This is a genomic window from Vannielia litorea (assembly GCF_900142295.1).
GTDB lineage: Bacteria > Pseudomonadota > Alphaproteobacteria > Rhodobacterales > Rhodobacteraceae > Vannielia > Vannielia litorea.
The window spans coordinates 1,407,101-1,419,126 of the sequence record NZ_FSRL01000001.1; the positions used below are offsets into that span (position 1 = coordinate 1,407,101).

At 66.0% G+C, this 12,026-nt stretch carries 13 protein-coding genes and 1 tRNA gene; 5 read left to right on the top strand and 9 right to left on the bottom strand.

Annotated elements, in window-relative coordinates; translation table 11 throughout:
* Nucleotides 1-68: 68 nt before the first annotated feature.
* Nucleotides 69-509 carry an iron-sulfur cluster assembly scaffold protein gene (locus BUR94_RS07020; protein ID WP_074255505.1) on the bottom strand — a complete coding sequence of 147 codons (441 nt, stop codon included), beginning with the start codon at nucleotides 507-509 and terminating at the stop codon, nucleotides 69-71.
* 66 nt (nucleotides 510-575) lie between these two features.
* On the opposite strand from BUR94_RS07020, the gene hisI reads away from it, so the two are divergent.
* Nucleotides 576-935 (top strand): phosphoribosyl-AMP cyclohydrolase, encoded by a 360-nt coding sequence (gene hisI, locus BUR94_RS07025; protein WP_074255506.1) that lies wholly within the window; start codon nucleotides 576-578, stop codon nucleotides 933-935.
* A 10-nt stretch (nucleotides 936-945) separates the two neighbouring features.
* Here the strand turns inward: hisI and gluQRS are convergent, their stop codons facing one another.
* From gluQRS to BUR94_RS07050, 5 genes are all read right to left on the bottom strand, one after another.
* On the bottom strand, nucleotides 946-1,791 hold the full coding sequence (gene gluQRS, locus BUR94_RS07030; protein WP_074255507.1) for a tRNA glutamyl-Q(34) synthetase GluQRS: 846 nt from the start codon (nucleotides 1,789-1,791) through the stop codon (nucleotides 946-948).
* A complete protein-coding gene (trmFO, locus tag BUR94_RS07035) occupies nucleotides 1,788-3,152 on the bottom strand; it encodes a methylenetetrahydrofolate--tRNA-(uracil(54)-C(5))-methyltransferase (FADH(2)-oxidizing) TrmFO (protein WP_074255508.1) in 1,365 nt (454 codons plus the stop codon). The genes gluQRS and trmFO overlap by 4 nt, the downstream gene beginning before the upstream one ends.
* Before the next feature lie 40 nt (nucleotides 3,153-3,192).
* A complete protein-coding gene (locus BUR94_RS07040; RefSeq protein WP_074255509.1) occupies nucleotides 3,193-3,981 on the bottom strand; it encodes a hypothetical protein in 789 nt (262 codons plus the stop codon).
* 261 nt (nucleotides 3,982-4,242) lie between these two features.
* Complete coding sequence (locus tag BUR94_RS07045) at nucleotides 4,243-4,644, bottom strand: hypothetical protein (protein ID WP_074255510.1); 402 nt, start codon at nucleotides 4,642-4,644, stop codon at nucleotides 4,243-4,245.
* A gap of 184 nt (nucleotides 4,645-4,828) precedes the next feature.
* Nucleotides 4,829-5,695 (bottom strand): LysR family transcriptional regulator, encoded by an 867-nt coding sequence (locus tag BUR94_RS07050; RefSeq protein ID WP_074255511.1) that lies wholly within the window; start codon nucleotides 5,693-5,695, stop codon nucleotides 4,829-4,831.
* Nucleotides 5,696-5,875: 180 nt separating this feature from the next.
* Here BUR94_RS07050 and BUR94_RS07055 point away from each other — a divergent pair, with 180 nt between their 5' ends.
* Nucleotides 5,876-6,118: a hypothetical protein gene (locus BUR94_RS07055; protein WP_074255512.1), complete on the top strand. Its 243-nt coding sequence runs from the start codon at nucleotides 5,876-5,878 to the stop codon at nucleotides 6,116-6,118.
* Between the two features lie 2 nt (nucleotides 6,119-6,120).
* Here the strand turns inward: BUR94_RS07055 and gyrA are convergent, their stop codons facing one another.
* Nucleotides 6,121-8,892 carry a DNA gyrase subunit A gene (gene gyrA, locus BUR94_RS07060; RefSeq protein ID WP_084192947.1) on the bottom strand — a complete coding sequence of 924 codons (2,772 nt, stop codon included), beginning with the start codon at nucleotides 8,890-8,892 and terminating at the stop codon, nucleotides 6,121-6,123.
* 216 nt (nucleotides 8,893-9,108) lie between these two features.
* Here gyrA and BUR94_RS07065 point away from each other — a divergent pair, with 216 nt between their 5' ends.
* Nucleotides 9,109-9,378 (top strand): usg protein, encoded by a 270-nt coding sequence (locus tag BUR94_RS07065; RefSeq protein ID WP_074255514.1) that lies wholly within the window; start codon nucleotides 9,109-9,111, stop codon nucleotides 9,376-9,378.
* A gap of 10 nt (nucleotides 9,379-9,388) precedes the next feature.
* Here BUR94_RS07065 and BUR94_RS07070 read toward each other — a convergent pair whose 3' ends face one another.
* Together BUR94_RS07070 and BUR94_RS07075 are read right to left on the bottom strand one after the other, a co-directional pair.
* The gene (locus tag BUR94_RS07070) at nucleotides 9,389-9,859 is read right to left on the bottom strand and encodes a disulfide bond formation protein B (RefSeq protein WP_074255515.1); all 471 of its coding nucleotides are present in this window, start codon (nucleotides 9,857-9,859) and stop codon (nucleotides 9,389-9,391) included.
* A complete protein-coding gene (locus tag BUR94_RS07075; RefSeq protein ID WP_074255516.1) occupies nucleotides 9,859-10,437 on the bottom strand; it encodes a YqaA family protein in 579 nt (192 codons plus the stop codon). Before BUR94_RS07075 ends, BUR94_RS07070 begins: the two co-directional genes overlap by 1 nt.
* Nucleotides 10,438-10,504: 67 nt before the next feature.
* On the opposite strand from BUR94_RS07075, the gene ypfJ reads away from it, so the two are divergent.
* Both ypfJ and BUR94_RS07085 read left to right on the top strand, forming a co-directional pair.
* Nucleotides 10,505-11,359, top strand: a complete 855-nt coding sequence (gene ypfJ, locus BUR94_RS07080; protein ID WP_074255517.1) for a KPN_02809 family neutral zinc metallopeptidase — start codon at nucleotides 10,505-10,507, stop codon at nucleotides 11,357-11,359.
* A 60-nt stretch (nucleotides 11,360-11,419) separates the two neighbouring features.
* Nucleotides 11,420-11,505: transfer RNA gene (locus BUR94_RS07085), tRNA-Leu, on the top strand.
* The last annotated feature ends 521 nt before the right edge of the window (nucleotides 11,506-12,026 follow it).

The window sequence follows — 12,026 nt, forward strand, 5'->3', positions numbered from 1 at the left end:
GGGCCAGACGGCCAGGCCTCCGCCGGATGGTCAGGCGCCGGCGAAAGGGCCAGGCCCACGCCGAATGGTCAGGCGCCGGCCTGCTCCATCGCCTCGGCCAAGGCCTCCAGCGTGAGCATGATCGAGGCGTGGCGGTTGCGGTAGCCCCGCGCGGGCAGCAGCACCTCGTAATCCTCGAAAGGCGCGTCGGGCACCGGGCCCTCGGCGGTGAGCATCGCCTTGAGCTGGTCGCGGGCGGTGCGGATCTCCTCGGCTGTGCGGCCGATCACATTGGCCCCGACGATGGCGGCTGAGGCCTGGCCAAGGGCGCAGGCCTTCACATCCTGCCCGAAGGCCGAAATGCGCCCGTCCTCGACGTTCAGATCGACGGTCACGGTGGAGCCGCAGAGGGGCGAGCGCCGCTTGACCGTGGCCTGGGGTGCCTCCAGCCGGTCGGTCAGCGGAATGTCGGCCGCGAGCGACAGAATCCGGCCCGAGTAGAGCTTGATCAGGTCGTTTTCGGCGTTCATGGGGCTGGCCTCCGGCAGATGTGCCCCATAGATAGCGGTGAGGGCGCGGAATGCAAAGGAGCGGGCATGTCGTTCGACACCGAGACATTGGTCTATGACGCAAAGGGGCTGATACCCGCCGTGGCACAGGATGCCGCGAGCGGCGAGGTGCTCATGGTGGCCTGGATGAACGCCGAGGCGGTGGCGAAAACGCTCGAGACCGGGCGGGTGACCTATTGGTCGCGGTCGCGCGCCAGCTTCTGGGTGAAGGGCGAGACCTCGGGGCATGTGCAGACGCTGGTGGAGATGCGGGTCGATTGCGACCGCGATTGCCTGCTGGTGCTCGTGGAGCAGGAGGGCCCGGCCTGCCATACCAATCGGCGGAGCTGCTTTTACACCGCCGTTCGGGCGGGGGAAGAAGTGATCATCTCCGAGCCGATCGCATGAAGGTCGTCTCTTAAAGGTCTACCATGGAACGAATTTGCTCCGGCGTGAGCCCGTCGTCGCGGTAGCGGGCGATGGCGCGGGCGTCGTCGCGCTTGGCCAGCCGCTTGCCCGCCGCGTCGCGGATGAGCGCGTGGTGGTGATAGGCGGGCGTGGGCAGGTCGAGGAGATGTTGCAGGAAGCGGTGGAGAAAGGTTGCGGTGAAGAGATCCTCGCCGCGAATGACATGGGTGACGCCCTGCGCGGCGTCATCGACCACCACGGAAAGATGGTAGCTCGCGCCCATCTGCGGACGGGCGAGCACCGGGTCTCCGATGCCGGTGAGCAGGTAGTCGGCGGTGAGCAGGTGCTGGCCGGCGTGGGCCGGGCCGGTCTCGGTGAAGCCGGGGAGCGCGCCCTGGCCGAGGGCCTTTTCGATGTCGAGGCGGATCGCGTCGCCGGGGCGGGCCTCGGACATCGAACGCGCACGACAGGTGCCGGGGTAGATGAGGCCATCGGGCCCAAAGTGCGGTGCGCCCTCCTGCGGGGCGGAGGCGGCGGCGGAGATGTCGCGGCGGGAGCACTGGCAGGGGTAGGTGAGGCCGCGCGCGGTGAGGCGGTCGAGCGCGGCGCGGTAGTCGGCGAGGTGATCGGACTGGCGGCGGCAGGGCTCGGGCCATGTGAGCCCGAGCCAGGCGAGATCGCCCTTGAGCTGGGCCTCCCATTCGGGGCGGGCGCGGGACTGGTCGAGATCGTCGATCCGGAGCAGGAAGCGTCCCCCGGCGCTGCGGGCCATGTCATGGGCCAGAAGGGCCGAAAAGGCATGGCCGAGGTGCAGCGGGCCGGTGGGCGAAGGGGCAAAACGGGTGGTGAATGTCACGCCGGTTCAACGGGTTGGGCGGCAGAGTTCAACCAGGCCTGCCAATCTTCCTTGGCACGGTCGGTGTAGGCCTTGTAGCGGTCCTTGCGGCCCCGGCGGCCGCCCTTGGCCTCGACCGGCGGGAAAAGCCCGAAGTTCACGTTCATCGGCTGGAAGGTCTTGGCCTCCGCGCCACCGGTGATGTGGGTGACGAGCGCGCCCATGGCGGTGGTCTCTGGCACCGGTGGAAGGCGCTCGCCGCGCAGTTCGGCCACGGCGAGGCGACCGGCGAGCAGACCCATGGCGGTGCTCTCGACATAGCCCTCGACCCCGGTGATCTGGCCGGCGAAGCGGATGTGGGGCCGGGACTTCAGCCGCATCTCGGCGTCGAGCAGCGTGGGGCTGTTGAGGAAGGTGTTGCGGTGGATGCCGCCGAGGCGGGCGAACTGCGCGTTCTCAAGGCCCGGAATCATTCGGAATACAGAGGCTTGCGCGCCATACTTCATCTTGGTCTGGAAGCCCACGATGTTGTAGAGCGTGCCCAGCTTGTTGTCGCGCCGCAGCTGGACGACGGCATAGGCCTTCTCGTCGGGCTTGTGGGCGTTGGTGAGGCCGATGGGCTTCATGGGGCCGTGGCGGAGGGTCTCGCGGCCGCGCTCGGCCATGACCTCGATGGGCAGGCAGCCGTCGAAGTATTTCGCGGTCTCGCCCTCGCGGAACTCGGTTTTCTCGGCCTCGAGCAGCGCGTCGATGAAGGCCTCATACTGGGCGCGGTTCATCGGGCAGTTCATGTAGGCGGTGCGCTCTTCCTCGGTCTCGCCCTTGTCGTAGCGCGACTGCATCCAAGCCACGGACATGTCGACGGTGTCGGCGTGGACGATGGGGGCGATGGCATCGAAGAAGGCGAGGGCCTCGGCGCCAGTCTCGGCGGCGATTGCCTCGGCCAGGGCACCGGAGGTCAGCGGGCCGGTGGCGATGATGGCAAGGCCATCCTCGGGCTTGGGCAGGGCGGTGATTTCGCCTTCGGAAACAGTGACAAGCGGGTGGTTTCTCAACTGTGCGGTGATCCACTCGGAAAACGGCTCGCGGTCGATCCCGAGCGCCGATCCAGCGGGGAGCGCGTGACGGTCGGCGGAGGTGATGACGAGGCCTTGAGCGGCGCGCATCTCCCAGTGCAGGAGGCCCACGGCGTTTTGCTCGTCGTCGTCGGAGCGGAAGGAGTTGGAGCAGACCATCTCGGCAAAGTTGCCGGTCTGATGGGCGAAGGTGCCGATGTGGGGGCGCATTTCGTGGAGCACCACGGGGATGCCTGCGGAGACGGCCTGCCATGCGGCCTCGGAGCCGGCCATGCCGGCGCCGATGATATGGAGCGGTTTGGTCATGGGGGCGGAGATAGGGCCTCCGCCCCGATTTGGAAAGCCCTCAGCGGCTGCCGACGAAATCCCAGACCAGGCCGCGCTCGAGCAGCGGCTGCAGCGGGCGGACCGGGGCGAAGTTGCGCTGCGCCGCAGTGGCACGGGCAGTGCGGGCGCCGCCGATGGCCGCCGTGAGGCCGATGGTGACGCGGGTTTCGCTGGCGGTGTGCGTGCCGGAGATCCGGGTGTGGCTGGCCCCGAGGGAGAGCGCCACGGGCGCGTCGGGGAGGTGGTAGCTGAGGCCGAGGTCGAGCGTGGTGCCGGTGAGCGCGGCGCGGGCCTCGTCGGCATCGACGATGCCGAGGCGGCCGGAAAGAGCAAGCTGCCGGGTCAGGGCGTGGCGTGCGCCCAGCGAGGCAAAGAGGTAATCGACCTCGGAGGGGTCGGCGCGGCCCATGCCGGCGCGGGCCTCGACGGTGGTGGAGCTCCCGAGCGACCAGATGCCCTCGACGCCGATCTCGGTGGTGGCGGCCTCCCTGTCATCGGCATCGGAGTAGGCGAAGAAGAGGCCGTACTTGGCCGCCTGGGTGGGCTGGAGATAGGCATGGGCGGCGAGGGTGCCGAACCAGATGTTGCCGTAGTCGATGATGCCCAGATCGAGCTGAAGGCCGTGCTGGGCGGTGATCGCGAAGTCCGCACTGGCATCCAGCGTGGTGAGGGTGCCGGTTTCGCCAGAGGCATGGCCGAGCGTCAGTTCGGCGCCGGAAAAGCCGATGGCGGAGCTTTGGGCTTGGGTGGGGAGGGGCAGCAGGGCGCTGGCAACGGCAAGGGCTGCCGCGCAGATGCGGGTTTTCATGGTCTGATCCTTTGTGCGAGTGACCGAGCCCCCATCCACCGGCCCTGTCGTTCGTCCCGTGTTCTGCCCGACTTCGCGCCAAATTTGAAAGGAATCCGCAACCATTGGTTAACCGATGCCCGCCTGGACCTAACCCGGAGCCAGGTTCTGCGCCCTGGGCGCGCCGCTCGGGCGGCATCCCGACGGCCAGACAAAAAAGGGGGCGCCGCAACACACGCGACGCCCCTGAGTGAAGTCCGTTCGACCAGTGCGGTTACGATGCTAGAGATCAGTCAGCCCGGACCATCCTTTACGATAGAGTGCGAAGGCGCCTCCGCCTGCCGCGAGGAGCGGAAGGGCGAGGCCGAAAGCGACGAAGATGCCGATGCCGAGGTTGTCGGCCTCGAGGCCGCCGCTGGAGATCGTGTAGCCCGCGTAGATCACCAGGCCGATGGCGGTGACGAGGCGGGTGCGGATGCCGAAGGCCACCCAGATCGCGATGACGATCAGTAGCGCGTTGACGGCGATGAATTGAAAGGTTTCGACAGGGGCCCTGAAAGCAGAGACGCCGGTTGACGCCTCTGCTGCCAGGGAGGGAACGACGAGCGTGGAGAGTGCCTGGTTGGCAAGGATATAGGCAAACGCCAGGCGGAATGCGCATTGCGCAAGAGGTGTAACTGTCATCGTCTGCTCTGCCTCGGGTGATGAATTTTCTTCATCGTTGGGTTGAGCATCGCCGGGAAGTGTTAACGTGGAAATAGAAAATTATGCAAAACGGAAACGTTAAAATATGTGACTGGCACATCGTTTTAAGTGGCACGAGATGCCGAAGGTCTTGTTTTTATGGATTTTCGCGTGATCGGAGGGGTCAGGCGCGACGCAGGTTGACCACCCTGGACTGTTGGCTTTGCATTCTGGCAAAGCTGTCCTTCACCCAGGCAACGGTCTGTTCCATCACCGGATCGCCCCTGCGCGAGGCGTGGTAGATCAGCCAGAGCGCGGTTTCGGAGATGGTCTCGCCGCCCGGAACGATCTCGAGCTCGGGGTTGCTGGCGGCGACCAGGTCGGGGATGGGGCCCGCCATGCCGGTGGCGCCGATCAGCTCGTAAAGCTCGTACATCGACTGAACCCGCACCGAAGGCGGGGTGCCGAAGAACCGGTAGCCGGCCTGGTTGAAGGGCGTGGGGTCATACTGCTCGCTGAGCGAGACCCACCCGCCGGTCTCCCGCCCGCCCTTGAGCCGGTAGATGCTGGAGGAGAGCGTGGCGATCTTCTGGGTGATGACCCGGCCGGACTCGGGGCGCTTGTGCTGGATCACCAGGTCGTTCTCGCCCAGGCCATCCTCCATCACGCGCTGGGTGAAGCTGTAGCTCACGTTGCCCAGGGCTGGGTCGCGGTTGGCAATGTTGGGGTAGAGCACGAAGAGAGAAATGATCGGCGGGCAGCCGATGGAGAACCGGGTGTTCTGCGCGGCGGTGCCGGAGCGGATGCTGTTCATCTCGGTCTCCAGCCGCTGTTCGACCTCTTCGGCGATGTCGAGCAGGCCGGTGATGACGGGGCTCGGCTCCCAGCCGTCGGCTTTCTTGACAAAGGGAGGCTGGCCGAGGATCTCGCCGAGGCGCTCGATCCGGCGCGACATGGTGGCGACGTTGATGCCGAGGCTCTGGGCGGCAGAGTTCATCCGGCCGTGACGTGAGAGGGCGAGAGCAAACTTGAGATCGTCCCACGACGGCATGTTGGGGTTCCTGCGGTTGGGTCCGGGCTGCTACGGCAAAAGACACTTTTTGTTATTACGCTTTTGCAATTCTGGGGTTACGCGCGCATCTGGAAGAGTGCAACCCGTTCGGCACAACCGAACGGTGAGTTGGGGCAATCTGGCCGCACCGTGGCGGGCTGACGTTGAGGCAGCCGGCCCGTGACCCCAAAGGCGTGGCGGTCCGCCGGGGGCGCCGTCAGGGCCCGGGCGGGGGGGGGAGAGGCGCTCTTCGATTCGCTTGAGCGCGGCGGCATTGCGCTCGCTCTGGTCGATCGGGCGTTGCATCAGGCGCTGTTGACGCGCCGCGCGCTGGCCGCCGATGAAGAGCACGGCGGCCACGATGACGATGACGATCAGCAAGGGCAGGAGCGCCATGAGACCCTGCATCGCGTCGGGGACTGATATCAGGCCTCGGCTCCGCCTTCGGACCCGGTCTCGGGTTGCGGAGCGTCGTCCTCGTCCTGCTCGGCGATCCAGGCCACGGAAACGACCTCTTCACGCTTGGCGGTGTTGAACACCTTCACCCCGCCGGCGCCGCGCGAGCGGAAGGAGATGCCGTCGACCGGGCAACGGATCGACTGGCCGGTGGAGGTGGCGAGCATTACCTGGTCGGACAGATCGACCGGGAAGCAGGCGACGATGGGGCCGTGGGGCATGCCCTTGGTCCAGGCAATGACCCCCATGCCGCCGCGGCCGCGGACCGGATAGTCGTGCGACGAGCTGATCTTGCCAGCGCCCTTGGAGGTGATGGTGAGGATCAGGTCTTCGGCGGCGCTCATCTCAGCGTAGCGCTCCTGGGAGAGCTGGCCTTCGGCCACGATCTCTTCGTCCTCGTCGGGTTCCTCCTCCTCGGTCAGACCGGCCATCAGGCGGCGCTGCTTGAGGTAGGCCACGCGCTCCTCGGAACTGGCCTCGAAGTGGCGGATGACGGACATCGACACCACCTTGTCGCCGTTCGACAGCTTGATGCCACGCACGCCGACGGAGGCGCGGGAGTTGAACACGCGCACGTCGGTGGAGGGAAAGCGGATGGCGCGGCCGGCGTCGGTGACCAGCATCACGTCATCATCATCCGAGCAGATGCGGGCGTTGATGAGGCTCATGCCGGCGTTCTCGTCTTCGAACTTCATGGCGATCTTGCCGTTCGCCTTGACGTTGGTGAAGTCGGAGAGGCGGTTGCGGCGGACGGTGCCGGCATCGGTGGCGAAGACCACCTGCAGATCGTCCCATTCCTCCTCGGGGCGATCCACCGGCATGATCGCGGCGACCGAAACGCCCTGCGGGATCGGCAGGATGTTGACGATGGCCTTGCCGCGCGAGGTGCGGCCGCCCTGGGGCAGGCGCCAGGTCTTGAGCTTGTAGACCATCCCGTCGGTGGTGAAGAACAGAAGCTGCGTATGGGTGTTGGCGACGAAGAGGGTGGTGACCACGTCCTCCTCTTTCAGGTCGCCGCCCGACAGCCCCTTGCCGCCGCGCTTTTGCGCCCGGAAGTCGGCCAGCGGCGTGCGCTTGATGTAGCCCGACTGGGTGACGGTGACGACCATCTCCTCGCGTTCGATGAGGTCTTCATCGTCCATGTCGCCCGACCACTGGACGATCTCGGTGCGGCGGGGCACGGCGAACTCGTCGCGCACCTCCTTCAGCTCGCCCGAGATGATCTCCATGATCCGGTCGCGGGAGCGCAGGATGTCGAGGTAGTCCTTGATCTTGCCGGCCAGCTCCTCGAGCTCGTCGGTAACTTCCTTGACGCCGAGCTGGGTGAGGCGCTGGAGGCGCAGCTCGAGAATGGCGCGGGCCTGCAGCTCGGACAGGTTGTAGGTGCCGTCGTCGTTCATGGTGTGCGACGGGTCGTCGATCAGCCGGATGTAGCCCTCGATCTCGGAGGCGGGCCAGCGGCGGGTCATCAGCTTTTCGCGCGCCTCGGCGGCATCGGCGGAGGCGCGGATGGTGGCGACCACCTCGTCGACGTTGGAGACGGCGACGGCAAGGCCGCAAAGGATGTGGCTGCGCTCGCGGGCCTTGCGCAGCTCGTAGGCGGTGCGGCGGGCGACGACCTCTTCGCGGAACGACACGAAGGCCGAAAGGAATCCGCGCAGGGTGAGTGTTTCGGGGCGGCCGCCGTTCAGGGCCAGCATGTTGCAGCCGAAGCTGGTTTGCATCTGGGTGAAGCGGAAGAGCTGGTTCAGCACCACCTCGGGCGTGGCGTCGCGCTTCAGCTCGATCACAACGCGCACGCCGTGGCGGTCGGATTCGTCGGCGATGCCGGAGATGCCCTCGAGCTTCTTGTCGCGGACCAGCTCTGCGATCTTTTCGATCATGGAGGCCTTGTTGACCTGGTAGGGCACCTCGTCGACGACGATGGCGTAGCGGTCCTTGCGGACTTCCTCGGTGTGGGTGCGGGCCCGAAGGATCACCGAACCGCGCCCTTCGAGATAGGCCTTGCGCGCGCCGGACTGGCCGAGGATCACGCCGCCGGTCGGGAAGTCGGGGCCGGGGATGTACTCCATCAGCCCTGCGCTATCGAGATCGGGGTCCTCGATCAGGGCGAGGGTGGCATTGACCACCTCTCCGAGATTGTGGGGCGGGATGTTGGTGGCCATGCCCACGGCGATGCCGCCGGCGCCGTTGACCAGCATGTTGGGGAAGCGGGCCGGGAGAACCGTCGGCTCCTGGTCCTTGCCGTCGTAGTTGTCGATGAAATCGACGGTGTCTTTCTCGATGTCGGAGAGCAGGGCGCCCGCGACCTTCTGCATCCGGATCTCGGTGTAGCGCATGGCGGCGGGCTTGTCGCCGTCCATGGAGCCGAAGTTGCCCTGGCCGTCGAGCAGCGGCAGCGACATGGAGAAGTCCTGCGCCATCCGGGCCAGCGCGTCATAGATCGCGCCGTCGCCGTGGGGGTGATACTTACCCATGGTGTCGCCCACCGGCCGCGCGGATTTGCGGTAGGGCTTGTCATGGGTGTTGCTGGTATCGTGCATCGCAAAGAGGATGCGCCGGTGCACCGGCTTCAGGCCGTCGCGCAGATCGGGGATCGCGCGCGACACGATCACGCTCATCGCGTAATCGAGGTAGGAGGTTTTCATCTCCTCTTCGATGGTGATCGAAGGGCCGTGGTACTCCGGACGCTGGGGCAAATTATCCTCTGCGTTTTCAGGAGGTTCTGGCGTGTCGCTCATAAGGTATCCCGCATCGGCGCCACGTGGCATGGGCGCTTCTAGATTTTGTTGCGGATTTATACAGCCAACACGATATGGGGTGCAACCAGCGCCTCCTCTTTAGGCAAAAGTGCAACGCAGGCACTTTGTAGCGCATTGTTTTCATTGAAAAGTAAATGGGCTGTGGCAAGCTTTGTAACAGGGGGACGACACCGAGGCGCGAACAGGAGGCGCGAAATGGCGGAATCGGAAACCGAACTGATGCTGCGGGGATACGGGTTGACGACGGCGGAGCTGTTCTACCGGATGCCGGATTTCCGCAGTGTTCTCAATACCTTCATCTGGCAGGACTACGACCTGGCACCGGACCATCCGAAGCTCTTCAGGTTCATCGAGTTCTGGCAGGACGAGATCGAGGGGCCGCTGCACTCCGTGCGGTTCACCCATCGCAAGATGATCTCGCCGGGAGAGTGGCGCAACGTGACGGGCGAGTTCACGCTGCATTGATCGGCGCGGATCAGGCGCGGCGGGTCGCCGCGTAGATCCAGACCGCCACCAGGGCGAAGGAAAAGAGCGCGTTCCAGCTCGGCATCGAGAGCATCAGGAATTCGCCGGCGGACTGGTCGCACATCACCGGCGCGGCGCCGCTCGGGTCGAGGAGCGAGGCCCCGTCTAGCCCGCCCAGCCCGGAGCCGGTGCAGGAGGAGGGGCCTTCCCACCATGTGCGCTCCACGCCGGTGTGAAACACGCCGATCCCGGCGGTGGTCGCGGCGGCCAGCGCCCCGAGCCAGGCCAGCAGACGGTGGCCGGCATGGAGGCCGGGCAGAAGGAGGATCAGCACCCCGATGCCGAAGGCCGCCCAGTGCGGGTAGCGTTGCCACAGGCACATGGCGCAGGGCGCCATGCCGAAGCCGTATTGGAAGACCCAGGCACCGAGCACCATGGCGAGAGAGCCCAGACCGGCGAGCGAGGCGTATCGTTTCAGCATCAGATGTATTTCACCAGGAAGAAGCCTCCGACGAGGATGACGACGAAGAGCGTGAACATGAGGCCGAGGCGCTTTTCGATGAAGTCGCGGATCGGCGCGCCGAATTTCCACAGCAGGGCCGCGACGATGAAGAAGCGCAGCCCGCGGGCGAGGATGGAGGTGACGATGAAGGTGGCGAGGGGCATGCCGGTCCAGCCCGACATGATGGTGATGACCTTGAAGGGGAAGGGCGTGACGCCCGCGGTCAGCACCGCCCAGAAGCCGAAATCGTTGAACCGGGTGTTGAACTCGGACATCGCGTCGCCCTTGCCCAGCGCCGCGAGGATGGGCTGGCCGACGGACTCGAACAGCAGGGCGCCGATGGCGTAGCCCAAGAGCCCGCCCAAAACGGAGGACAGGGTGGCGATGCCCGCGATCAGCCAGGCCCGCTGCGGCATGGCCAGGATCATCGGGATCATCAGCACGTCGGGCGGGATCGGGAAGACCGAGCTTTCGATGAAGGCCACGGCGGCCAGCACCCAGAGCGCGTGGCGGCTCGTGGCCTGGCGGATCGTCCAGTCGTAAAGGGAACGCAACATGCGTGGGCCTGTTATTGATTTGGGGCCAGTGACCATGCAGGCTCGGTGAGGTCAAGGGAGACGCGTGATGAAGTGGAGAGGACGGCGCGGCAGCCGCAACGTGATCGACCGGCGCGGGGTGAGCGCAGGCAAGGCAGGCGGACTCGGTGGCGTGGGGCTGATCGCGGTGCTGGTGATCGGCTATTTCCTTGGCATCGACGTGACGCCCTTGCTGAACGGCGGCGGTGGGGTGCCGGTGGAGACGGGCGGCGAGCGGCGCGCGCTGAGCGAGGCGGAGAGGGCCTCGGGCCAGTTCGTCAGCGTGGTGCTGGCGGATACCGAGGAGGTTTGGGGCGCGGTCTTTCCAGAGCAGCTCGGGCGTGACTACCGGCCGACGCAGCTGGTGCTGTTTTCCGACCGCATTACCTCGGGCTGCGGCGGGGCGAACGCGGCGACGGGGCCGTTCTACTGTCCGGCCGACAGCCGGGTGTACCTGGACACCAGCTTCTTTGCCACGCTCCAGAACCGGCTCGGGGCCGGGGGCGACTTTGCGGCGGCCTATGTGGTGGCGCATGAGGTGGGGCATCACATTCAGAACGAGCTGGGGATCCTGGGACAGGTGAACCGGGCCCGCGTGGAGGCCCGGGGTGCGGAAGCCAATGCCCTCAGCGTGCGGCTCGAGTTGCAGGCGGATTGCCTCGCGGGGGTCTGGGCCCGGCACGCGGAGGCCCGGCTCGGCACGGTCGAACCGGGCGACCTGCAGGAGGCGATGAACGCGGCGCAACAGATCGGCGACGACGTGCTCCAGCGCAACGCCGGCCGGGTGCCGATGCCCGAGACCTTCAGCCACGGATCGGCCGAGCAGCGGCAAGGCTGGTTTGCCAAGGGCTACGAGCGCGGCGTCGTGGAGGACTGCGACACCTTCGGGACGGCGCGGCTCTGAGCGCCCGCTTTCCGAGAGGCGTTGACGGGGCAGGGGCCGCGCCTTAGGAAGCGCCTGCTGGCCGGTGTGGCGGAATGGTAGACGCAGGGGATTCAAAATCCCCCGATGGCAACATCGTGAGAGTTCGAGTCTCTCCACCGGCACCAGATCTCCGAGGGTTGCTCTCACTTGCAGGGATGAACGACGCGTCACGCCCTGGGCAAAAGCGTGGCTTTGCCAAGGGGTTGCGGAGCGTCGTGGCCGTTGGGCCCATCTGCTCGCTGTCGTTCGGCCAGAATCGATTCGAGCAGATTTTGCCGGGCGGAGAGACCAATCCCGGCCCCGTCGCGGCATTGTTGCAAAATCGCGCACCGATCGGAGCGCCACAGTGCTGCCACATTCCCGACCCGTGAAAATGTGAACAGTTGGGTTAATTGTTCGGGGATCGGAAACAGTCCGTCGACAAGCCTTTGACTGCGCCGCCGCATTGCAGCAGGCCAAAACCCGCGCATTTTGAAGAAAACAACTTGTAAATGCCCGCATTGGCTCTGCAGGAGCCTTAACCGGGCGTCAACCTATGGCGAGAATCGCCAATAAACCGCTCGCCTTAAACGTGCCGAAACCAAGGCAGAATTGGATGCATCCGGCACGCTTTCGCCGCAATCGCGCCACTTTTCGCTTTTGGCCG